Origin of the sequence: Streptomyces malaysiense, assembly GCF_000980885.2 — a bacterium.
Lineage (GTDB): Bacteria > Actinomycetota > Actinomycetes > Streptomycetales > Streptomycetaceae > Streptomyces > Streptomyces malaysiense.
In genome coordinates, this window is record NZ_LBDA02000048.1 from 53,563 (window position 1) to 74,803 (window position 21,241).

21 protein-coding genes and 1 pseudogene are annotated in these 21,241 nt (G+C 73.1%); 15 read left to right on the forward strand and 7 right to left on the reverse strand.

What is annotated here, in order from left to right:
* Window positions 1–31 precede the first annotated feature (31 nt).
* Window positions 32–163: a hypothetical protein gene (locus VT52_RS39420; RefSeq protein ID WP_276207954.1), complete on the reverse strand. Its 132-nt coding sequence runs from the start codon at window positions 161–163 to the stop codon at window positions 32–34.
* A gap of 375 nt (window positions 164–538) precedes the next feature.
* Here VT52_RS39420 and VT52_RS20110 point away from each other — a divergent pair, with 375 nt between their 5' ends.
* Window positions 539–976, forward strand: a complete 438-nt coding sequence (locus tag VT52_RS20110; protein ID WP_046422634.1) for a Fur family transcriptional regulator — start codon at window positions 539–541, stop codon at window positions 974–976.
* A 10-nt stretch (window positions 977–986) separates the two neighbouring features.
* Window positions 987–1,952: a CAF17-like 4Fe-4S cluster assembly/insertion protein YgfZ gene (gene ygfZ, locus VT52_RS20115; RefSeq protein WP_046422635.1), complete on the forward strand. Its 966-nt coding sequence runs from the start codon at window positions 987–989 to the stop codon at window positions 1,950–1,952.
* Between the two features lie 28 nt (window positions 1,953–1,980).
* Here ygfZ and dtd read toward each other — a convergent pair whose 3' ends face one another.
* The gene (gene dtd, locus VT52_RS20120) at window positions 1,981–2,406 is read right to left on the reverse strand and encodes a D-aminoacyl-tRNA deacylase (protein WP_046422650.1); all 426 of its coding nucleotides are present in this window, start codon (window positions 2,404–2,406) and stop codon (window positions 1,981–1,983) included.
* Between the two features lie 158 nt (window positions 2,407–2,564).
* On the opposite strand from dtd, the gene VT52_RS20125 reads away from it, so the two are divergent.
* From VT52_RS20125 to VT52_RS20160, 9 genes and pseudogenes are all read left to right on the forward strand, one after another.
* Window positions 2,565–3,167 (forward strand): RsiG family protein, encoded by a 603-nt coding sequence (locus VT52_RS20125; RefSeq protein ID WP_071387474.1) that lies wholly within the window; start codon window positions 2,565–2,567, stop codon window positions 3,165–3,167.
* 60 nt (window positions 3,168–3,227) lie between these two features.
* Complete coding sequence (locus VT52_RS20130) at window positions 3,228–4,463, forward strand: GNAT family N-acetyltransferase (protein WP_046419715.1); 1,236 nt, start codon at window positions 3,228–3,230, stop codon at window positions 4,461–4,463.
* 612 nt (window positions 4,464–5,075) lie between these two features.
* Window positions 5,076–5,957, forward strand: coding sequence for a winged helix-turn-helix domain-containing protein (locus VT52_RS20135; RefSeq protein ID WP_240509821.1), 882 nt, complete (start codon window positions 5,076–5,078; stop codon window positions 5,955–5,957).
* Entirely contained in the window at window positions 5,957–6,694 is a 738-nt protein-coding gene (locus tag VT52_RS20140) for an HAD family hydrolase (RefSeq protein WP_240509822.1), read from the forward strand. Before VT52_RS20135 ends, VT52_RS20140 begins: the two co-directional genes overlap by 1 nt.
* 279 nt (window positions 6,695–6,973) lie before the next feature.
* Complete coding sequence (locus tag VT52_RS20145) at window positions 6,974–9,094, forward strand: phosphotransferase family protein (protein WP_053055468.1); 2,121 nt, start codon at window positions 6,974–6,976, stop codon at window positions 9,092–9,094.
* Between the two features lie 20 nt (window positions 9,095–9,114).
* Window positions 9,115–9,732, forward strand: a complete 618-nt coding sequence (locus VT52_RS20150) for a TetR family transcriptional regulator (RefSeq protein ID WP_046419710.1) — start codon at window positions 9,115–9,117, stop codon at window positions 9,730–9,732.
* A gap of 72 nt (window positions 9,733–9,804) precedes the next feature.
* Entirely contained in the window at window positions 9,805–11,862 is a 2,058-nt protein-coding gene (locus VT52_RS20155; protein ID WP_046419707.1) for a HelD family protein, read from the forward strand.
* 26 nt (window positions 11,863–11,888) lie between these two features.
* Window positions 11,889–12,353, forward strand: a pseudogene (locus tag VT52_RS35815) (RraA family protein); the annotation flags it as partial.
* A gap of 59 nt (window positions 12,354–12,412) precedes the next feature.
* Window positions 12,413–12,889: an HAD domain-containing protein gene (locus VT52_RS20160; protein ID WP_046419705.1), complete on the forward strand. Its 477-nt coding sequence runs from the start codon at window positions 12,413–12,415 to the stop codon at window positions 12,887–12,889.
* 3 nt (window positions 12,890–12,892) lie between these two features.
* Here the strand turns inward: VT52_RS20160 and VT52_RS20165 are convergent, their stop codons facing one another.
* The gene (locus VT52_RS20165) at window positions 12,893–15,262 is read right to left on the reverse strand and encodes an ATP-binding cassette domain-containing protein (protein ID WP_046419703.1); all 2,370 of its coding nucleotides are present in this window, start codon (window positions 15,260–15,262) and stop codon (window positions 12,893–12,895) included.
* A gap of 95 nt (window positions 15,263–15,357) precedes the next feature.
* Here VT52_RS20165 and VT52_RS20170 point away from each other — a divergent pair, with 95 nt between their 5' ends.
* Complete coding sequence (locus tag VT52_RS20170) at window positions 15,358–16,602, forward strand: MFS transporter (RefSeq protein ID WP_167377713.1); 1,245 nt, start codon at window positions 15,358–15,360, stop codon at window positions 16,600–16,602.
* A gap of 84 nt (window positions 16,603–16,686) precedes the next feature.
* On the opposite strand, the gene VT52_RS20175 is transcribed toward VT52_RS20170, so the two are convergent.
* The 4 genes from VT52_RS20175 to VT52_RS20190 form a co-directional block, all read right to left on the reverse strand.
* Window positions 16,687–17,280, reverse strand: coding sequence for a nucleotidyltransferase family protein (locus VT52_RS20175; protein WP_046419700.1), 594 nt, complete (start codon window positions 17,278–17,280; stop codon window positions 16,687–16,689).
* Between the two features lie 93 nt (window positions 17,281–17,373).
* Window positions 17,374–17,883, reverse strand: coding sequence for an NUDIX domain-containing protein (locus VT52_RS20180; RefSeq protein WP_107481387.1), 510 nt, complete (start codon window positions 17,881–17,883; stop codon window positions 17,374–17,376).
* A gap of 299 nt (window positions 17,884–18,182) precedes the next feature.
* Window positions 18,183–19,037 carry an alpha/beta fold hydrolase gene (locus VT52_RS20185; protein ID WP_046419697.1) on the reverse strand — a complete coding sequence of 285 codons (855 nt, stop codon included), beginning with the start codon at window positions 19,035–19,037 and terminating at the stop codon, window positions 18,183–18,185.
* A gap of 3 nt (window positions 19,038–19,040) precedes the next feature.
* Window positions 19,041–19,436 (reverse strand): hypothetical protein, encoded by a 396-nt coding sequence (locus VT52_RS20190; protein ID WP_206306566.1) that lies wholly within the window; start codon window positions 19,434–19,436, stop codon window positions 19,041–19,043.
* Window positions 19,437–19,668: 232 nt separating this feature from the next.
* Here VT52_RS20190 and VT52_RS20195 point away from each other — a divergent pair, with 232 nt between their 5' ends.
* The 3 genes from VT52_RS20195 to VT52_RS20205 all read left to right on the forward strand — a co-directional run bounded on the left by VT52_RS20195 (window position 19,669) and on the right by VT52_RS20205 (window position 21,239).
* Complete coding sequence (locus VT52_RS20195; protein WP_046419692.1) at window positions 19,669–20,100, forward strand: helix-turn-helix domain-containing protein; 432 nt, start codon at window positions 19,669–19,671, stop codon at window positions 20,098–20,100.
* Window positions 20,101–20,179: 79 nt separating this feature from the next.
* Window positions 20,180–20,779, forward strand: a complete 600-nt coding sequence (locus tag VT52_RS20200) for an ATP-grasp domain-containing protein (RefSeq protein ID WP_046419738.1) — start codon at window positions 20,180–20,182, stop codon at window positions 20,777–20,779.
* A gap of 112 nt (window positions 20,780–20,891) precedes the next feature.
* The gene (locus VT52_RS20205; protein ID WP_046419736.1) at window positions 20,892–21,239 is read left to right on the forward strand and encodes a DUF2516 family protein; all 348 of its coding nucleotides are present in this window, start codon (window positions 20,892–20,894) and stop codon (window positions 21,237–21,239) included.
* The last annotated feature ends 2 nt before the right edge of the window (window positions 21,240–21,241 follow it).

Below are 21,241 nucleotides of genomic sequence, written 5' to 3' on the forward strand. Positions count from 1 at the left end.
TCCTCACCGCGTGGTCAGCTCACCCGTGGGGTCAGCGTCCCTGGCCGGGAACCGGCTTGTGGTGGTGCTTCGGCGCGTGCTTCGGCGCGTGCTTCGGCTTCGGCGGCAGCGGGAGGTGCTTCTTGGGCTTGGGGGGCAGCGGGGCCAGCTTCTTGAAGCTCATCTCGACTCCTAGATGTTTTGTGGTGCGGTGGTGCGAGAATTCTCTGCGTCGCGGCGGGACTCCCGATCGATTTCTTCCGGGATTCCCGCGCCGGCCGACATGGAAAAACCTACACGCCGTTCCGGCGAGAAGAAGCCGTTCGCGCCTGTGAATTCCTTGGAATCTGCTGAGTCGTCACTTTGTGACCTGCGAAGGGTTTGGCCGCCAGGCGTCCTTGCCAGGGCTGCCGCAGGGTCGGCCGATCTCGGGTTTGCGCTGGGCGGCCGGCCGGAGCGTCGACGGCACCGGCGCTGTGGCGAGTGCGCCCGGCATACGCACGACGTGATCGAGGTCGACGGGTCTCCCCGCGACGGGCGTGGTCCTAGACTCGTCGGTGTGGTGAGCACCGACTGGAAGAGCGACCTCAGGCAGCGCGGCTACCGGCTGACTCCGCAACGGCAACTTGTCCTCGAAGCCGTGGACACCCTCGAACACGCGACCCCCGACGACATCCTCGTGGAAGTGCGCAAGACGGCGTCGGGGGTCAACATCTCCACCGTCTACCGCACGCTGGAGCTCCTGGAGGAGCTGGGCCTGGTCAGCCACGCCCATCTGGGGCACGGCGCGCCGACCTACCACCTCGCCGACCGGCACCACCATCTGCACCTGGTGTGCCGGGACTGCGAGAGCGTGATCGAGGCGGACGTGAGCGTGGCCGCGGAGTTCACCGCCAAGCTGCGGCGGCAGTTCGGGTTCGACACCGACATGAAGCACTTCGCGATCTTCGGCCGATGCAAGGACTGCTCCCTGAAGAGCTCGACCACCGCGTCGTAGGCTTGCGCGTATGAAGAGCCCCCTGCTGTCCCTGCCCGGCGCCGTTCCCGCCGAGGGCGTGGACGAAGGCGTCGCCGCCCACTACGGCGATCTGTTCCGCGAGCAGCGCGCCCTCGCCGACGGCACCGGATTCGTCGACCTCTCGCACCGCGGTGTGATCACCGTCAGCGGCGAGGACCGGCTGAGCTGGCTGCATCTGCTGCTCACCCAGCACGTCAGCGACCTGCCCACCGGCCAGGCCACCGAGGCGCTGATCCTCTCGGCGAACGGGCACATCGAGCACGCCCTGTACCTGGTGGACGACGGTACGACGGTCTGGGCGCACGTCGAGCCGGGCACGCGCGAGGCACTGGTCGCGTACCTGGAGTCGATGAAGTTCTTCTACCGGGTGGAAGTCGCCGACCGCACCGACGAGTTCGCGGTGGTGTACCTGCCCGCCGGGTCCATCGCCGAGGTGCCCGAGGGCGTCGTCGTACGCGAGACCCCGTACGGCCGTGATCTCTTCCTGCCGCGCGAGGACCTGGAGTCCTTCGCGGCGGCGCACGGGCCCGCCGCGGGGCTGCTCGCGCATGAGGCGCTGCGGGTCGAGCAGCACCGGCCGCGGCTCGGGTTCGAGACCGATCACCGTACGATCCCGCACGAGCTGGGCTGGATCGGCACGGCCGTGCACCTCCAGAAGGGCTGCTACCGGGGGCAGGAGACCGTCGCCCGCGTCCAGAACCTCGGCAAGCCGCCGCGCCGGCTCGTCTTCCTGCACCTGGACGGCAGCGATGTGCACCTGCCGGCGCCGGGCACGGAGATCCGGCTGGCGGACGAGGGCCCCGACGGCCGCAAGATCGGTTTCGTGACCTCGTCCGTGCGCCACCACGAGCTGGGCCCGGTGGCGCTCGCCCTGGTCAAGCGGAACGTGCCCCTCGACGCGGCGCTCCTGGCCGGAGAGACGGCCGCGGCGCAGGAGGTCGTGGTCGAGCCGTAGCGCCGCCGGGCGCCCCGGGCCGTGCCGGTCACATCTCCAGCAGTACCGTGAACGGCCCGTCGTTCGTCAGCGACACCCGCATCTTCGCCCCGAACCGCCCCGTCGCCACCGTCGCGCCCAGGTCCCGGAGCCGGGCCACGACCTCGTCCACCAGCGGCTCGGCGACATCACCGGGGGCCGCCGCGTTCCAGGTGGGGCGGCGGCCCTTGCGGGCGTCGCCGTAGAGGGTGAACTGGCTGATGACGAGCAGCGGGGCGTCGATGTCGCTGCACGAACGCTCCTCGGACAGCATCCGCACCGACCAGAGCTTGCGGGCCAGCTGCGCCGCCTTCTCCTTGGTGTCCTCATGGGTCACGCCGACGAGGACGCACAGGCCCTCGCCCTCGATCGCGCCCACCGTCTCGCCGTCCACGACGACGCTCGCGCCGTCCACTCTCTGCACCACCGCTCGCATGCGGACCATGATGCCGGGTACCGGGGAAGCGGTCACAAGCGGACCTTATGGAACCCTTACCGCCCATCCGGGGCTGTTCGGGGGCACTCGGTCACATACGGTGCGCCGAGGGTGGCACGATGCTCTCACACGCCGGTCGAGGGGACGGTCCGAACCACATGAGCACTTCCAGCACCAGCGAGCTGCCCGCCCCGCAGGGGACGTACCGGCCACCCGTGCAGCGGGCCGACGAGCCCGTGATCGCACCGGCGCCGGGGCGGCCACCGGCGCCCGAGCTGTCCCGGCTGAGCCTGCCCGAACTGCGCGCGCTGCGCCGTGACGCCCAGCGCGACGAGGCCGATCTCAGCTATGTGCGACGGCTGCTGCAGGGCCGGATCGACATCCTGCACGCGGAGCTGGGCCGCCGCGGCCGGGCGGCCGCGCCCGCGCCGAAGGACGCCTCCGTGGTCGAGCGGCTCCCGGAGATCCTGCGCGACGCCCCGGCCCGCCAGCGCTCCTCGGCCCGCCATGTCACGGTCGGCACCCCCCGGGGCGAGGAGGTCCGACAGCTCGCCGCCGAGATGCTCGCCGAGGTGGAGCTGAGCGATCTCACCGCGCGCACGGACCTCGAACTGTCCGCCGCCATGGGCCGCTTGGAGCGGTACGAGCAGGAGGTGTCGCGGCGCCGCCAGCGCCTCCAGCACACCGCCGACGGGTGCGGCGGGGAGATCGCCCGCCGCTACCGGGTGGGCGAGGCGCAGGTGGACGACCTGCTGGTGTGACGCGACCAGGGGGCGGAAATCGGCGGGACAGCCGGCGGGACGGATGCCTACCGTGGGCTCATGAACGACGTCCGCACCGCCACCGAGGCCGACTTCGACGACTGGCAGCGCGCCCTCGCCGTGGGCTTCACCCAGTCCTCGGCCCTGGCCCGTGAGCAACTCGACGCCCGGCGAAGGAAGTTCACACCGGGCCGCTATCTCGGGGCCGTGGACGGCGGCCGCTGGGTGGCCACGTTCCGCTCCTTCGAGCAGGAGTTGACCACGGTGGGCGGCGGTGTGGTCCCCGCCGACGCCATCAGCGGGGTGACCGTCAGCCCCACACACCGCCGCCGCGGCCTGCTGAGCCGCATGATGGCGAAGGACCTCGCGGCGGCCCGGGAGCGCGGGGACGTCGTCGCCACCCTGCTCGCCGCCGAGTACCCGATCTACGGCCGGTTCGGCTTCGGCCCGGCCACCTGGACGTCCCGGTGGACCGTCGACGTCCCGCGGGCCGGCCTCGACCGCCGCTGGTCGGGCCCGGACGACGGCGGCCGGATCGAGCTGCTGGACGGCGCGGAGGTGCGCAAGCTGGGCCCCGAGCTCTTCGACCGGTTCCGCCGGGCACAGCCCGGCGCGGTCAGCCGCGACGAGCTGTGGTGGGAGCAGTTCACCGGCGAGCTGCGCGCCCACGCCGACTACGTGGAGCCGACGCACGCCCTCTACCGCTCGGCGTCCGGTGAGGCCCAGGGCCTGGTGTCGTACCGGAGCGACGACACCTGGACCGGCCGGCAGCCGGACCAGACCGCGCGCGTCGTGCGGCTCTTCGGGACCACCCCGGCGGCCGAGCGCGCGCTGTGGCACCACCTGTGCTCCATCGACTGGATCACCAAGGTCGACAGCGGCGGTCGCGGCCCCGACGACCTGCTCCCGTGCTTCCTGCCCGACCCGCGCGCCGCCCGGATCACCGAGCACGCGGACATGCTGTGGGTGCGGATCCTGGACGTCGTGCGGGCTCTGGAGGCGCGCGGGTACGACCACGAGGGCGCGCTGGTGCTGGAGATCGCGGACGAGGCCGGCTGCGCGGGCGGGCGCTACCGGCTGGAGGTCTCACCGCAGGGCGCCTCCTGCACGGCCACCACCGCGAGCCCCGATCTGACCCTCGGGGTCCAGGAGCTGGCGTCCGTATGGCTCGGCGGGCGGTCGGCGCTGCGGCTGGCCGCGCTGGGCCGGGTGCGGGAAGAGCGAGAGGGCGCCGCCCGGCAGGCCGACGCCCTGTTCCGCTCGCCCAGGCTTCCATGGTGCCCGGACGACTTCTGACCGCTCCCCTCGTCGGCGGCGGCGAAGTGTTCATCCGTAGCGAGCTGTTCAGTTGTGGCTGTGCTGTGCGGTCCTCGGTCGTGACCGTGTTCAGTTGTGGCTGTGCGCGTCGTGTTCAGTTGTCGGCGTCTTCAGTTGTTCGCGTCTTCAGTTGTGGCTGTGCGCTTCGCCGGCCGTCCCCGGTCCGGGCTCCCGGCTCCCCTCCGGATCGGTGCCCGGTACGGCCAACCACTGGGAAGCTTGACCATGTCAGCCGAGTTGGCTGCCAACTTATCTCCAGTTATCTCCGTTGGGGGGCGTCTCATAACCAGCTGTCGCCGAACTTCCCCAAGTTGGCGAGAAGTCGCGGGGTCCGGCCGTGGGTCCGGAGCGCGACTCCGGCAGGCCCTGGACGTCCCGCGCACGGAGCGGTGCTCACCGGGGTCGGGGGCGGCAAGGCCGGCTGCGGCTGATCCGTGCGAGGGAGTCGAAACCGGCCAAGATCGGCCTCCGCGCGAACTTCCGCCAACTCGGCGAAGTTGGCTGGGTGATCCGTTGGAGTTGTCTCCACTTGGTGGCACCGCATAAACAACCTTTCGACAACTCCCCATAGATGGATGGAAGTTGTAACGTTTGGTGGTGGCCCAGGAGCACATGGCAGTCAACGGCGGTGGCAGACGCAGCCCCCAGGAGATCGCGGGAGTCCTGCGTGAGCGCATGCGCGCCGGAATCCTGCGGCCGGGCGAACGGCTGCCCACCCAGGCCGAGCTGGCCGAGGAGTTCGGCGTCGAGCGCGGTGCCGTGCGTCAGGCGCTGCGGGTGCTCCAGCAGGACGGCCTGCTCAGCGGCGTCACCAAGGGCAGCCCGCCACGAGTCGCCGAGCAGCGCTCAGGAGCCGGCGAACCCCAGCCGACCATGGTGGCGCTCGCGCCCCGGCTGACCGACGCGTTCGCGGCGCAGCGGGTGCGCGTCGACGCCGTCTGCCTGACCGCGCAGAGCCTGATCCCGGCCCTCGGCGAACCGCTGCGCCTGATCCACGAGGGCAAGCTGAACCCGGAGCGGATCGACGTCCGCATCCTGCTGCCGTCGCGGGACATCAACCTGGCCTTCCCGGTCTCGGTCGACGCCGGGAGCGCCGAGGACGAGGCGGTGCACCAGCGCTGGCTGGCCATGCGCAACGCCCAGGGCCAGGTGCTCCAGTACAACCTCCAGGCCCTGCGCGGCACCCACGACATCGACGTCCATGTCGCCTTCCGGGCCCTGCCGTTCACCCCGCCGGTGAAGCTGTACCTGCTCAACGGGTCCGAGGCCCTCTTCGCGCACTACATGATCACGCGCCGCGCCGAGGCCACCGACGACGGGATGCTGGAGATGTACGACGCGGTCGGCTCCGAGTCCCTGCTCTTCTCCTTCGAGCGGGCCGCCGGGCAGCGGGACACGGCGTTCGTGGAGGAATCGCAGAAGTGGTTCGACGCCCTCTGGGAAACCATCTCCACGGACCTGACACTCTCCTAGTGACTTCTGATACGACTTCTGATGCGAGCGAGATCGAGAAGCTTCGTGTACTGATCACTTCCGCCCGGGTCGTGCTCTGGGACTTCGACGGACCCATCTGCCGGCTGTTCGCCACGCACAAGGCCGAGCGGATCGCCGCGGACCTGGTGGCCTGGCTGGAGCGGCAGGGCCTGCACGGCCTGCTCACCCCGGCCGAACGCGGCACCCCGGACCCCCAGGTGGTGCTGCGCGCGGTGGGCCGCCGCCGGCCCGGCAGCGACCTCGTCACCGGCCTCGAGGAACGCCTCACCCAGGAGGAACTGCGGGCCGCCGCCTCCGCGCTGCCCACCGCCTGGGCCGACCCGCTGATCCGCACCTGGACGGCCGTCGGCACCCGGCTCGCCGTCACCACCAACAACTCGCCCCGCGTGGTGCGCAGCTACCTGGAGACCCGGGGCCTGACCGCCTGCTTCGCCCCGCACCTGTACGGCCGTACCGAGCACCTGCACCACCTCAAGCCCGACCCGCACTGCCTGCTGCGCGCCCTCAAGGCCATGGGCGCCGCCCCGGCCGCCGCCCTGATGATCGGCGACGCCCCCTCCGACCTCGCAGCCGCCCGCGACGCCGGGGTCCCCTTCCTCGGCTACGCCCGCGACGAGGCGCGGGAGAGGCCCCTGCGCACGGCCGGCGCCGAGCACGTCGTACGGTCGCTGGAACCGCTGCTGCGCCTGCTCAGGGCTGGGCGCGGGGTCGGTTAGCATGCGGACACGCGACCGGGTCACCGTCCGGCCGCGGGTACACGGGCGCGGGGTGCGGCGAGGTGCCGGGCCCCGCTCGCCGGATCGGCACAGCCGAGCGGCGGACCACCCGTTGGGCTACTCCACCGCGCCCGGAGGCCGTACCGGCCACCACGGGGGAATAGCGTTTCCCCGGAACTGCCGCCCGGCAGGTCCTCCCCCTTTGTGCGATCGATCCCGGAGCGGCCAGTGGGCGCACCGTCGGTTCCCCCTACCGTCGTGGGGGAGCGCGCCGAAGCCATGCGGACGGACGCCGCCTGCCGTGCCTTCGTGGCCCGTGCCGCGGCCGCGGGGACGGCCCACGAGGGCCCGCGCCACCGCGACCACGTACTGCCGCTGACCGAACCGCTCGCCGGTCTGCTCGGCCGGGCCCCGGGCACGCTCGTGACCGTACGGCTGCCCCGCCCGGACGCGGCGCCCGCGGTGCGCACCTGGGACGGCGAGGCGGAGATCCTGCGCGCGGTCCACCGGGTGCTGCCCCGGGCGCCAAAGTGCCTGGCCGCCGGCGACGGATACGTCATCCACAGCCATGTGGACGGCCCCAGACCCCAGGACGGGCCGCCGCCGCGGGACATCGCCGCGCTGCTCGCCGCCCTCGCCCAGGTGCGCGGCACCGCGCTGCCGCCGCTGCCCCCGCACTGGCCGCGCAACCACACCGACTCCCAGGGTTTCCTGCGCACCGTCGCCCACCTCGCCGACCGGCAGGTCCGCAGGGCCGACTGGCGCAGGTACGGCGGCCTGTGCACCGCGCTCGGCGTCCCCGAGGACGCGCTCGCCCGGTTCGCCGACCGGGTGCCCGCGCTGACCCGACGCCCCTACGTCCTGCTCCACGGCGATCTGCGCCGCACCCAACTGATCAACGCCGAGGACGGGTTGCACTGCACCGGCTGGGAACTGGCCGGCTTCGGCGACCCGTTGTACGACCTCGCCGTCCACCTCGTACGCACGCGCCGCCCGGAACCCGAGCGGGCCGCGGTCGTGCGCGCCTGGGCCGACGCGGTGGCCCGCGCCCGGCCCGCCGCCGTCGCCGGACTCGGCAAGGACCTGCCCCACTACCTCGCCCTCGAACACGCCCAGTCCCTCTACACCGAGGTCGTCCGGGCCGTCCGCGCCCTGGGCCGCTCCTTCGACCCGCGCTCCCTGGAACGGGCCACCGCCATCGTGGGCGACGCCCTGCGCGCGGCCGCCGAACCGCTGCGGCTCGGCCGGGTGCCCGGTGACGGGGAGATCGAACGGATCCTCTTCCGGCGCGGCGCCGCCCGGCCCGGCCGGCGCCCCCGGGCCATCGCCTGGTCACCGGACCGGCGGGTCCCCGAACACCCCGACTTCCCGCACCACGCGGTCGCCGACGCCCTGTTCCTGGAGGGCGCCGCCCCGGCCGAGCGGGTGTTCAAGGGCGCCGCCCACCTCACCACCGTGCTCCGGGTGCCCGGCACCGGTTTCCCCGTCGTCGTACGGCGCGAGGTGACCGTCGTCCTGCGCCGCGAGCGCAGCTTCCTCAGCGAGCACGCCGTCCTCGCCGCCATCGAACGGTCCGGGGTGCCGGTCGCCGCCCCCCGGGTCCTCGCCCTGGGCACCAGCCACGCCACCGACCCGGCCCACCGGTACCGCGGCGACCGGTTCTCCGTCCACACCTACGAGGGCGCCCGCGACCTCGGCCGCCGGCCCGACCACCCGGTCGACGGGCTGCGCCCGCACGAGGCGGACCACCTGGTCGACCAGCTGGCCGCGCTGACCGGGGTGGACCCGGCCGGCATCGACCCGCTCGGCGGCCGCCCCGGATTCCACGGCTGGCTCTGCGAGCAGCTCGTCGCAATGGTCGAGGCGCTGCCGAGACGGTCCCAGCAGGCGGCTCGCTTCCTCGGCCTGCCGGACGCGCCCCGGCTGCGCGAGATCCTCGCCCGCCACCGCGTCTTCGACCGGGCCCCCGCCCTGCTGCACGGCGACCTCAACCCCTGGAACCTGGTGCGCCGCGACGACGGTCCCCCGCTCACCCTCATCGACTGGGAGATGGCCCTGGTCGGGGACCCGCTGTACGAACTGGTCCGGCACATGCACCTCACCCCGACCCGGCCGGAGATCCGCGACCGCATGTTCCGCCGCTGGGCGGCCCGGCTGGACGCGCGGTACACCCATGACTGGCAGACGGACTGGCGGGTCTACCGCTGGATCGAGCTGGTGCGCTCGGCCTACGTCGACCTCGACCGCCTGGTCACCGGATCCAGCCTGGACGCGCCCAACGTGCGTCGGGCGCTGGCGTCGTACGGCATGACGCTCGCCGCGGCGACGGCCTCGCTGGGGCTGTCCGGGCGCCCGTGGGGGCTGCCCCGGCTGGGGCTGCCGCGGCTGGAGCTCGGCTGAGCACTGCGTAGGCTCGCCCCATGGACGAGACGGAGCCGCGCGGGTCGGGCCTGCGGGAGCGCAAGAGGCAGCGGATGTTCCAGGAGATCTCGGACGTCGCGGTACGGCTGTTCCTGGAGCGGGGTTTCGACGCGGTGTCGGTGGCGGAGGTGGCCGCCGCCGCCGGCATCTCCAAGCCGACCCTCTTCCGGTACTTCCCGGCCAAGGAGGACCTGGTCCTGCACCGGATCGCGGACCACGAGGCGGAGGCCGCGCGGGTGGTCGCGGGCGAGCCGGACCCGGTCGACGCGCTGCGCCGGCACTTCCTCGCGGGCCTGGAGCGGCGCGACCCGGTCACCGGGCTCAACGACCACCCCCAGGTGCTCGCCTTCCACGCCCTGCTCTACGGCACCCCGTCCCTGGTCGCGCGCGCCTACCGGCACCAGGAGCGCTCGGAGGCGGCCCTCGCCGAGGCGCTCGGCGGCGATCTGGACGCCCGGCTCGCGGCCGGGCAGATCATCGCCGTCCAGCGGATCCTCGCCCTGGACAACTGGCGGCGGATCGCGGCGGGCGAGAAGGTCGCCGACATCGCGCCGGAGGCGGTGCGGGCGGCGGAGCGGGCGTTCGGGCGGCTGGCGGGTGTGTCGGCCGAGGGGTGAGCGGCACGGCAGCAGCTTATGAGATCGGGTTAAAAATTTAACTCGGTAACGATTTACCGTACGCTGGGCGGCATGACGCCACGCCCCGCCCTCACCGACGCCCTGCGCGCCGAGCGCGCCCACCACGACGACTGCCGGACCGCCCTCGCCGCGATGATCGAGGGCGCCGCGGAGCAGGTCGTCATCGGCGAGGACGTCTCCGCCTCCGGCGCCGACGCCGAGGTCCTCGGCCACCTGCTGCGCAGCCAGGCCAAGGCGCTGCGCGAACTCCCGCCGGGGCCCCTGTTCTTCGGCCGCCTGGACTTCGCCCGCGACCACCCCGAGCACGGCGGACTCCCCTTCCACCTCGGGCGGCTGCGGATCACCGACGGCCCCGCCGCCCCGCCCCTGGTGGTCGACTGGCGGGCCCCGGTCTCCCGAGCCTTCTACCAGGCGAGCGCCCGCGATCCCCAGGGCGTGGCGGTACGCCGGCGGTTCGGCTGGGCACCCGGCAGCACCGGGGAGACGGCCGACCTCACCGGCTTCGAGGACGAGCACCTGGAGGACGGTGGCGCGGGCGGTGGCGGGACCGCGGCCGGGACGCTCCGGCCGGACGGCATCGTCGCCCACGAACTGGAGCGCCCCCGCGTCGGCCCGATGCGGGACATCGCCGCCACCATCCAGCCCGAGCAGGACGACCTCGTGCGCGCCGCCCTGGCCGACTCGGTGTGCGTACAGGGCGCCCCCGGCACCGGCAAGACCGCCGTCGGGCTGCACCGCGCCGCCTACCTGCTCTACACCCACCCCAAGCGGCTCCAGCGCGCCGGACTGCTGATCCTCGGCCCCAACCGCACCTTCCTCGCCTACATCTCCGAGGTACTGCCCGCGCTCGGCGAGAGCGGCGTGCGCCAGTCCACCCTCCTGGACGAGATCGCCCGCCATCCGGTCACCGGCACCGACCCGGCGCCGGCGGCCGCCCTCAAACACGACCCCCGCATGGCCGAGGTGCTGCGCCGGGCGCTGTACGCGCGGGTGACCACGGACGGTGTGAGCGACCTCGCCGTGCCCGACGGCTCCTACCGCTGGCGGGTGAGCGCCGCCGAACTCGCCGCGATCGTAAGGGAGGTGCGCGCGCAGGAGCCGCCGTACGCCGTCGGCCGCGAGCGGGTGCGCACCCGGGTGGTACGACGGCTGCGCCATCTCGCCGAACGGCGCTCCGGGGTGCTGCCGGCCGCCTGGGTGCGGCGCATGGAGCACGCCCGGCCGCTCACCGCCCAGCTCGACCTGGTGTGGCCGAAGGTCCGCCCGGAGGAGGTGCTGGCCCGGCTCCTCACGGACAAGGAGGTGCTGGAGCGGTCGGCGCGGGGACTGCTGGAACCCGGCGAGCGGGAGGCGCTGCTGTGGGCGCGCCCGCCGCGCTCGTTCAAGTCCGTCCGCTGGTCGGCCGCCGACCTGGTCCTCCTGGACGAGCTGTCCGGGCTGATCGAACACCCCGCGGGCTACGGGCACATCGTGGTGGACGAGGCGCAGGACCTCTCGCCGATGGAGTGCCGGGCCATCGCCCGCCGGGCCGCCTTCGGCTCGCTCACCGTGCTCGGCGACCTCGCCCAGGGCACCGCGCCGTGGGCCGCCCGGGACTGGTCCGCGCAACTGGGCCACCTCGGCCGGCCGGACGCGGCGGTGGTGTCCTTGACCACCGGGTTCCGGGTGCCGGCGGCGGTCGTGGCCCTGGCCAACCGGCTGCTTGCCCGCTTCGACGTGGCGGTGCCGCCCGCCAGATCCCTGCGCGCCGAAGGGGAGCTGACCCTGCGTCCGGCCGAGGACGTCCTCGCCGCCACGGTGACCGCCGCCCGCCGCGCCCTCGGCCGGGAGGGCTCGGTCGGGGTGATCGCGGCCGACGCGGACGTGCCCGCCCTGGCACGGGCCCTTTCCGGCGCGGGCCTCGATCCGGCCGCCCCCGACGCCCTCGGCGCCCGTCTGGCCCTCGTCCCCGCGAGCGTGGCCAAGGGGCTGGAGTACGACCACGTCATCGCGGTGGAACCGGCCGCCGTCGCCGAGGCGGAGGAGCGGGGCGCGCACCGGCTGTACGTGGTGCTGACCCGGGCGGTGTCGCGCCTGGACGTGGTGCACGGGCGGCCGCTGCCGTTCTGAGCGGCGCGCCGGGCAGCGTGCCGGACATGACCGGACTCGCACAACGCGCCGACGAGGCAGCGGACTTCGCCGCCTTCCGGGAGATCCCACCACCACCCTCGCCGATCTGCTCGGGGTGGAGCAGGTCATGGACATCGGGATACGGCCGCTGCGGGGGCCGGTGCCCCGGCCGGCGGGACCGGCGCTCACCGTGAGCTGTCCGCCCGGCGACAACCTCGTGCTGCACGCGGCCGTCCACCGCGCCGCCCCCGGCTCGGTGACCGTGGTCGGGTCCGGCGATCCGCGGTACGCCCCGCCCGGCGGCCACGTGTGCGCCGTGGGCCCGGCGGGGCGGCACCGCCGGATTCGTCGCCGACGGACTGGTCCGCGATCTCGCCGAGGTGCGTGACCTGGGCTTCCCCGTCTTCGCCCGGGGGGTCGTGCCCGTCCCGGGCGCGAAGGAGATCACGACTGCCTTCGGCCGGCCAGGAGATGCTGAAGGCGCGGGGGTTCGAGGGGTGAGGCGAGGGGGGTTTCCCTCAAGCCGCTCCGGGGCCGATCCTGGACGGTGATGCTGCTCTTCCTCGACGTCGACGGCCCGCTCATCCCGTTCGGGGCGGCGGACCGCGCGTACCCGGTCCACGACGGCCCGCCCGTGCCCGCCGGCGGACACCCGCTGCTCACCCGCGTCGACCCGGCGCTCGGCCGCCGCCTCGCCGCCCTGGGCTGCGAGCTGGTGTGGGCCACCACCTGGCTGGACGAGGCCAACGCCGTGCTCGCGCCCTGGCTGGGCCTGCCCGCGCTGCCCGTCGTGCGGTGGCCGGACGAGGACGGCCCGCCCGGTCCGCCGCACTGGAAGACCCGCCCACTGGTCGCCTGGGCGGCGGGCCGCGCCTTCATCTGGGTGGACGACGAGATCACCGAGGCCGACCGCGCCTGGACCGCCGCGCACCACCCGGGACCGGCGCTCCTGCACCGGGTGGACCACCGGTACGGCCTGACGGAGGCCGACTTCCGGATCCTGGCGGACTGGTCGGCGGCGGCCTGAACCTCACGCCCCCACGTACTCCGCCAGGTGCTCCCCGGTGAGCGTCGAGCGGGCCGCGACCAGGTCGGCCGGGGTCCCCTCGAAGACGATCCGGCCGCCGTCGTGCCCGGCGCCGGGGCCGAGGTCGATGATCCAGTCGGCGTGGGCCATGACCGCCTGGTGGTGCTCCACCACGATGACCGACTTGCCGGAGTCCACCAACCGGTCGAGCAGGGCGAGGAGTTGGTCGACGTCGGCCAGGTGGAGGCCGGTGGTCGGCTCGTCCAGGACGTAGACACCGCCCTTGTCGGCCATGTGCGTGGCCAGCTTCAGGCGCTGCCGTTCGCCGCCGGACAGGGTGGTGAGCGGCTGCCCGAGGGTGAGGTAGCCGAGGCCGACGTCGGCCAGCCGGCCGAGGATCCGGTGGGCCGCCGGGGTGTGCGCTTCGCCCGCGCCGAAGAACTCCGCCGCCTCGGCCACCGGCATCGCCAGCACCTCGCTGATGTCCCGCCCGCCGAGCCGGTACCGCAGCACCGATGCCTCGAACCGCCTGCCCTCGCACTCCTCGCAGGTCGTGGCCACCCCGGCCATCATCGCCAGGTCGGTGTAGACGACGCCCGCGCCGTTGCAGTTGGGGCAGGCCCCCTCCGAATTGGCGCTGAACAGCGCGGGCTTGACCCCGTTGGCCTTGGCGAACGCCTTGCGGACCGGGTCCAGCAGCCCGGTGTACGTCGCCGGGTTGCTGCGCCGCGAGCCGCGGATCGGCGCCTGGTCGACCGAGACGACGTTCTCGCCGGCCGGGACCGACCCGTGCACCAGCGAACTCTTCCCGGACCCGGCCACGCCGGTGATCACGGTCAGCACCCCGAGCGGTATGTCCACGTCGACGCCGCGCAGGTTGTGCGTCGTGGCACCGCGGATCTCCAGCGCGCCGGTGGGCTCGCGCACCGTCTCCTTCAGCGCGGCCCGGTCGTCCAGATGGCGCCCGGTGAGGGTGCCCGCGGCCCGCAGCCCCGCGAGGTCACCCTCGTAGCAGACCGTGCCGCCCGCGGTGCCCGCGCCGGGGCCGAGGTCCACCACATGGTCGGCGATCGCGATCACCTCGGGCTTGTGCTCCACCACGAGCACCGTGTTGCCCTTGTCGCGCAGCCGCCGGAGCAGCCCGTTCATCCGCCGGACGTCGTGCGGGTGCAGGCCGACGGAGGGCTCGTCGAAGACGTACGTCACATCGGTGAGCGAGGAGCCGAGGTGCCGGATCATCTTCACGCGCTGCGCCTCGCCGCCCGACAGCGTGCCGGCGGGGCGGTCCAGCGAGAGGTAGCCGAGGCCGATCTCCACGAACGAGTCCAGGGTGCCGCGCAGCGAGTCCAGCAGCGGTGCCACCGACGGCTCGGCGAGTTCCCGCGTCCATGCGGCGAGGTCGCTGATCTGCATCGCGCACGCGTCCGCGATGCTGATCCCCGCGATCTTCGAGGAGCGGGCCGCCTCGGTCAGCCGGGTGCCCGCGCAGTCCGGGCACACCGTGAAGGTGACCGCCCGGTCCACGAACTCCCGGATGTGCGGCTGCATCCCCTCCCGGTCCTTGGCCAGCATCGACCGCTGGATGCGCGGGATCAGACCCTCGTAGGTCATGTTGATCCCCGCGATCTTCATCCGGGTCGGCTCGCGGTGCAGGAAGTCGGCCAGCTCCCGCTTGGTGTACGAGCGGATCGGCTTGTCCGGGTCCACCAGCCCCGACTCGGCGTAGAGGCGGTGGTTCCAGCCGCCGGCCTTGTAGCCGGGCACGGTCAGCGCGCCGTCGTTCAGCGACCTGCCGTCGTCGTAGAGCTGGGTGAGGTCGAGGTCGGTGACGGTGCCCCGGCCCTCGCAGCGCGGGCACATGCCGCCCGTGACGCTGAAGCTGCGCCGCTCCTTGACCTGCCGGCCGGCCCGCTCCACGGTGACCGCGCCGGCGCCGCTGATCGAGGCCACGTTGAAGGAGAACGCCTTGGGCGAGCCGATGTGCGGGGTGCCGAGCCGGCTGAAGAGGATGCGCAGCATCGCGCCCGCGTCGGTGGCGGTGCCGACGGTGGAGCGCGGGTCGGCGCCCATCCGCTGCTGGTCCACGATGATCGCGGTGGTCAGTCCGTCCAGGACGTCCACCTCGGGCCGCGCGAGGCTGGGCATGAAGCCCTGCACGAACGCGCTGTACGTCTCGTTGATCAGCCGCTGCGACTCCGCGGCGATGGTGTCGAACACCAGCGAGCTCTTGCCGGAGCCGGAGACACCGGTGAACACGGTCAGACGGCGCTTGGGGATCTCGACGCTGATGTCCTTGAGGTTGTTCTCGCGGGCTCCGTGCACCCGGATCAGGTCATGGCTGTCGGCGGCGGGGGCGGCGTTGGCGGCGTCCATGCGGGCCACGGTAGCCGGGGGCGCGGGAGAACCGCTTCTCCGATTCTGACCGGTTCCGGTACGTGCCCGCCCGGCCGCCCCTAGGCTCCGCCTCCGTGACGCTGTCTTCGAGCAAACCCCTCCCGGACGAAACCGCCGTCCCGCTGTGGCGGGACACCCGCTTCACCCTCCTCCTGTGCGCCCGGGTCGTCTCCGTGCTGGGGAACGGCTTCGCGCGCGTGGCCCTCGCCTTCGCCGTGCTCGCGCTGCCCGGCGCGGGCCCCGGCCGGCTGTCGCTGGTCCTGGCCTGCCAGGCGTTGCCACAGCTGCTGTTCGTGCTGGTGGGCGGGGTGATCGCGGACCGGATGTCCCGCTCGGCGCTGATGGCCCTGGCGGATGTCCTCGGCGCGGGGGCGTACGGCGCACTGGCCGCGATGGTGCTGACGGGCGTGGCCCCGCTGCCCGCGATGTGCGTCCTCGCCGTCCTGGCGGGCACGGCGACGGCCCTGTTCGCGCCCGCCTCCGAGGGCCTCGTCCCGCTCCTCGTCCCCAAGGAGCGCCTCCAGCGCGCCAACGGCCTGCTGCGGGTGGGCACCAACACCTCCCTGCTGCTGGGCCTGTCCCTGTCCGGGGTGACCGTGGCGGTGGTGGGCGCGGGCTGGGCGCTCGCGCTGAACGCCGTCTCCTTCGTGGTCAGCGCGGCCCTGACGGCCCGGCTGCGGGTGCCCAGGCGGCCCCGCGGCGCCTCCTCCGGCTGGACCGAACTGAAGGAGGGCTGGCGGGAGTTCGCCTCCCGGCAGTGGCTGTGGGTGGTGGTCGCGCAGTACGCCCTCGTGGTCGCCGCGCTCAACGCCAACGCGGGGGTCCTGGGCCCCCTGATGGCCACACGGCACCTGGGCGGCGCGCGGGCGTGGTCGGTCGTCGTGGCCGCCCAGGCGGTCGGCACCGTCGCGGGTGCGGGCCTGGCCGCCCGGGTACGGGTCTCCCGCCCCCTCCTCGTGGCCGTCCTGTGCACCTTCCCCGCCGCCGTGCCGGTCGCCCTCCTCGCGCTGCCCGCCCCGCTCTGGGCGATCGTCCCGGCGATGTTCGCCTCGGGCCTCGCGAGCGACGTCTTCGGTGTCCTGTGGGCCACGACCATCCACCGCGAGGTCCCCGAGCACGCCCTCTCCCGGGTCAGCTCCTACGACTGGTTCGGCTCCCTCTCCTTCGCCCCGCTGGGCCTCCTGGTGGCGGGCCCCACGGCCGCGGCGGTGGGGCCGGGGCGGGCGCTGGCGGGCTGCGCGGCGCTGATCACGCTGGCGACGGCGGCGGCGCTGCTCTCCCCGCAGGTACGGAACATGCGCGGCCCGCGGGAGAGCTGACGCGCCCCGGCACCCGGGCGCCCGGGTGCCGGGGCGTGCCGCCGGCCGGGGCGGGCGGCACCCGCCGGGTCGCCGCCGGCCTCCTCACCCGCTCCACGGCAGCACGGTCAGCTCCGGCCACTCCCCCTTCCACCGCGCGGCCTTGGCCTCGTACACCTCGCGCGGGGCGAGCACCGGGTTGGGCCGCAGGACGAGCCCGAACACATCGGCGAGCCCGTGCGGCGCGTAGACGGCCCACTCACCGCCGGCCTCCAGGCGCACCCCCAGACAGCAGGCCGTCGCCGCGAACGAGTCGATGGCGGCCTCCGTCGACCCGTACGGCGGGCAGGGCACCCCGAACTTCCGCTCGTACCAGAGGTGCACCCGCGCCTCATTGCGGATCTCCACCTCGGCGGGCACCCCCGCGAACACCTCGCGCCCCGCCCGGATCACCGCGTCCTCCGCCGCCCAGGACAGATCGGTGTCATCGAAGTAGAAGAGGTCGTAGTCCTTGATGCCGTGGCCCGGCGGCCTCCCCGTCACCACGTTCCACACCGTCTGGAACAGACACCCTGCCGTCAGGTACCACCCGGGCAGCCCCAGCTCTGCGGCCCTGCCCAGCACGTCGACCAGCACCTCGTTCCGTCCGAGCACATCCCGAAGCCCGTCCTGTTCCCCCGCCGGAAGCCGCCCCGGCATCCGCACCACCCACCTGATCGCGTGCTGCTCCCTCTCGGACGGAGGGCACTATATGCCGTCCCGTCCCGCGGACGTCCGCCCGCCGGCCCATGGTCAGGACCGTGCGGTCCGGTGGGCGAGATACCGGCCGAAGGCTTCGTGGCTGTCGGGGGTGAAGCACCACTTCAGCAGGGCCGACCGCAGCTCCGGCCCGGTCAGCCAGCCGTACCAGGCGACCTCGTCGGGATCGGGGACCACGGCGTCCGGCACCACGGCTTCGTGCACGCCGAGCCAGTGCGGGCTCAGACCGCCGCGGTTGAGGAACGTGAACAGCAGGCGCGGCAGCACATGAATGCCCAGCTCTTCGGCCAGCTCCCGCGCGGCGGCCTGTTCATAGGACTCGCCGACCCCCACGGCGCCACCGACCACGACCTCATGGAGCCCGGGAAAGCGCGACAGCCGCGCCGACCGACGGTGGACGAGGATCCGCCCCCGCTCGTCACGGCACACCGTCGCGGCGACCCGGTGCGGCCAGCCCTCCCGGACGGCTCGCCGGCGGCTGACCACCCCCAGCACACGATCCTGATCGTCGACACGCTCCACCAGTTCGTCCACGACGGACACCCTGGCAGAGCCCACGTGTCCTGTCCCAGATGGCTGTGGGCATGGTGGGGCTCTGAGCTGTGGTGCTTACGGCTGAGTGGGACGAACGGGCTCCTCCTGCCCAGCTCGACCGTGGGCAGCCGCCTCTGGGGTGCGCATCGCGAAAGTCCACCGATCGGCCTGGCGTTCCTGGTGGTGGAGAGCCTGGCGGGGCCTGACTGGGCCGGGGCGTGCCGGTGCGCTGGCCCGTGCAGGCTCATGCGATCACGCGAAGACTGACGGCACTGCCCCTGTAGCACCGCCGGTTGCCTGGTGGAGTGTCAGCGCGCTGCGAGGTTTGCGAGCAGCTTGGCGGCGGGCTTCGGGTGGACGAGCCAGCGCAGGTGACTGCCCTCGAGTGTCTGGACGTCGAAGGGGTTGTCGGGTGTGAGTGCGTCGGCTTCGCGAATCATGCGGTCCTGCACGGCGAGCGGAAGGCTGGCATCGTTGGCCAGGCGCACATAGGTCTTGGGAATCCGGCCCCAGGTCGTGGCCTGTGCCCGGTCGGTGGACGTACCGACATCAAGGTTTTCATCGGGCTGGAAGGTGTTCAGGAAGGTCCGGAACTCGTCATCGGTGAGGTCGGCGGCGAGCGCTCGCTTGAACGCGGCGAGCGCTGCCGGGTCGGCGGTGCGGAAGTTGGTCCGGAGCAGACCGAGTTCGACGGGGTTCCCGACGAGTGTGGCAGCGAAGGCTCCCGCGTCGACGTCCGCCATCTCCGGCTGGGCGTAGTAGTCGCTCACGCCCAGATCGACGGGGCACCAGGCGGAGACGTAAGCGATCCGGTCGATCAGCTCGGGCCGGGCGTTGGCGACGGCGGTGGTCGTGATGCCGCCCCTGCTGTGGGCGACGAGGATGGTGGGCCCGTTCCGCTTGGCCCGTTCGAGGGCTTCGATCACGCTGGCGGCGTTGTCGTCGAGCGTGACTCCCTCGATGCTCCCCGGTTCTGCGGCGAGTGCGTCGAGATCCTGAGGAGCCTGGTAGGTCGCGGGGAAGGTCGCCTCGAATCCGTGCCCCGGAAGGTCGACGGCGGCCGAGCGGTGCCCGAGCAAGGCGAGCTCGGCCTGCAGCGGTGCGAACGAGAACGAATTCGCGAAGGCCCCATGAACAAAAACGAATGTCGGCAGATTCTGCATGCCTCAGCCTCCAAGGGACCGATCTTCGAGGCAAGAACAAGGCAAGATCTCCAGCGGGATCACGTCGGCGAGTTCGTCCTCGTCCGTCTCCACCGGTTCGGCGGCGGGCTCTTCGGCCGGCTCGTCGGGCCGGGGCCAGGAAGGTTCGGCGGTGGCCCGGGTCCGGGCGGCGACCTTGCGGCCCCGACGCGATGCACGGGACGCTTTCGCGGGTTTGTCCTTGGGGCCGTCGGCGGCGCGGTCCAGCAGAGCGACGGCGGCCTCGGCGATCTCGTCCCCGGTCGCCGGGTCGGTGCCGTGCTGGGCCAGGATGCGGCGGGCGTGGCCCCAGGCGAGTTCGCCCATCGGTGTCGGGGCGGTGCGAAGGTGCCGCCAGACGGCGGTGGCCCAGACGGACACCGTAGGAGTTGATGCGCCGCCGACAGCGGGGCAGCAGCTCGATGTACTCGTCCGGACTCAGAACTTGCCTACACATGACCGGGACGCGGTCGCACATGCCTGCAGAAGAGCGGGACTGCCCACACATCGCGGAGACAGGACACCACCGACAACGCCGCCTCCCGGCGACACCCGGCACACAATTGCAAGCACCTGCTTGCAATTGTTAGCGGGGTTGGGGCATGGTGGAGGCATGGCATCGCTGAACGTCGGCAATCTCGGTGAGTACCTGCGCGAGCAGCGGCGGAACGCCCAGCTGTCGCTGCGGCAGCTCGCCGAGGCGGCCGGGGTGTCCAATCCGTATCTGAGCCAGATCGAGCGCGGGCTGCGCAAGCCGAGCGCGGAGGTGCTGCAGCAGGTCGCCAAGGCCCTGCGCATCTCCGCCGAGACGCTGTACGTCCGCGCCGGGATCCTCGACGCCGAGCGGGACCGGGACGAGGTCGAGACGCGCGCCGTCATCCTCGCCGACCCCTCGCTCAACGAGCGGCAGAAGCAGGTGCTGCTCCAGATCTACGAGTCCTTCCGCAAGGAGAACGGATCCGGGGCCGGCGAACCCGCGGGTGAGGACGGCGCGGAGCGGGGAACGGACGACGACGATGCCGGCTCGCGGCGGACGGCCGGCTGACGCCGGACCAGGGCACCGGGCGCCCACCGCGAACCACACCACCTCAGCCGAACGCGAGATCCGGGAGGACCTGATCACCATGGCCATCACCGACGACCTGCGCAAGACCCTCAGCGACCCGACTCCGCTCTACTTCGCCGCCGGCACCGCCGACCTCGCCCTCCAGCAGGCCAAGAAGGTGCCCGCACTGGTCGAGCAGCTGCGCGCCGAGGCCCCGGCCCGGATCGAGAAGGTGCGCGGCACCGACCCGAAGGCCGTGCAGGAGAAGGCCACCGCTCGGGCCAAGGAGGCCCAGGAGACCCTCCAGGCCAAGGTCACCGAGCTGATCGGCGGCTTCGACGTGGACCTGAAGAAGCTCGGCGAGCAGGCCCAGGACCTCGCCCTGCGCGGTGTGGGCGTCGCCGCCGAGTACGCGGTCAAGGCCCGCGAGACGTACGAGAAGGTCGCCGAGCACGGCGAGTCGGCCGTGAAGACCTGGCGCGGCGAGGCCGCCGAGGACATCGAGGAACTGGCCATCGTCGTCGAGGGCAAGCCCGAGCCCGTCGCGGTCAAGGACGAGGCCGGCCGGCCCAAGGTCGCCACGCCCGAGGCCGCCGCGGAGAAGAAGGCCGCCGCCAGGAAGGCCCCGACCGCCCGCAGGACGGCCACCACGAAGAAGCCCACCCCGCCGGCCAAGTGACCGCGCGGGCGGTGGCGGGCCGGTCATCTTTGGGGTGTCCGGCCCGTTCCGCCCGTTCTATGGGTACGGTTGCGGCGTAGGGACCGAGCGGCGGAAACGGGCGGTGGCGAGCATGCTGATGTTGGGCTTCGCGGGATTCATGGGGATCCTGAAGATCGTCCTCATGGCCCTGGCCGCCTTCGCGCTCGTCGACGCCGCCGTGCGGCGCGAGGACGCCTTCCGCGCGGCTGACAAGCAGAACAAGGTCTTCTGGCTGATCATCCTGGGCATCGCCCTGATCGCCAGCGTCATCTTCTCGGTCCTGGCCATCCTGCCGATCGCCGGCGCCGTCGCCAGCATCGTCTACATCGTGGACGTACGCCCCGCGCTCAAGCAGGTCACCGGTGGCGGAGGCTACGGCCGCCGCCGCGGCGGCAGCAGCAGCGACGGCCCGTACGGCCCGTACAACGGCGGCCGCTAGCG

Excerpts from the sequence above, each read along its gene's own strand:
- VT52_RS39420 (WP_276207954.1), bottom strand. The coding sequence starts at position 163 with ATGAGCTTCAAGAAGCTGGCCCCGCTGCCCCCCAAGCCCAAGAAGCAC.
- ygfZ (WP_046422635.1), top strand. The coding sequence starts at position 987 with ATGAAGAGCCCCCTGCTGTCCCTGCCCGGCGCCGTTCCCGCCGAGGGC.
- dtd (WP_046422650.1), bottom strand. The coding sequence starts at position 2,406 with ATGCGAGCGGTGGTGCAGAGAGTGGACGGCGCGAGCGTCGTCGTGGAC.
- VT52_RS20125 (WP_071387474.1), top strand. The coding sequence starts at position 2,565 with ATGAGCACTTCCAGCACCAGCGAGCTGCCCGCCCCGCAGGGGACGTAC.
- VT52_RS20130 (WP_046419715.1), top strand. The coding sequence starts at position 3,228 with ATGAACGACGTCCGCACCGCCACCGAGGCCGACTTCGACGACTGGCAG.
- VT52_RS20145 (WP_053055468.1), top strand. The coding sequence starts at position 6,974 with ATGCGGACGGACGCCGCCTGCCGTGCCTTCGTGGCCCGTGCCGCGGCC.
- VT52_RS20150 (WP_046419710.1), top strand. The coding sequence starts at position 9,115 with ATGGACGAGACGGAGCCGCGCGGGTCGGGCCTGCGGGAGCGCAAGAGG.
- VT52_RS20155 (WP_046419707.1), top strand. The coding sequence starts at position 9,805 with ATGACGCCACGCCCCGCCCTCACCGACGCCCTGCGCGCCGAGCGCGCC.
- VT52_RS20160 (WP_046419705.1), top strand. The coding sequence starts at position 12,413 with ATGCTGCTCTTCCTCGACGTCGACGGCCCGCTCATCCCGTTCGGGGCG.
- VT52_RS20165 (WP_046419703.1), bottom strand. The coding sequence starts at position 15,262 with ATGGACGCCGCCAACGCCGCCCCCGCCGCCGACAGCCATGACCTGATC.
- VT52_RS20175 (WP_046419700.1), bottom strand. The coding sequence starts at position 17,280 with ATGCCGGGGCGGCTTCCGGCGGGGGAACAGGACGGGCTTCGGGATGTG.
- VT52_RS20185 (WP_046419697.1), bottom strand. The coding sequence starts at position 19,037 with ATGCAGAATCTGCCGACATTCGTTTTTGTTCATGGGGCCTTCGCGAAT.
- VT52_RS20195 (WP_046419692.1), top strand. The coding sequence starts at position 19,669 with ATGGCATCGCTGAACGTCGGCAATCTCGGTGAGTACCTGCGCGAGCAG.
- VT52_RS20200 (WP_046419738.1), top strand. The coding sequence starts at position 20,180 with ATGGCCATCACCGACGACCTGCGCAAGACCCTCAGCGACCCGACTCCG.
- VT52_RS20205 (WP_046419736.1), top strand. The coding sequence starts at position 20,892 with ATGCTGATGTTGGGCTTCGCGGGATTCATGGGGATCCTGAAGATCGTC.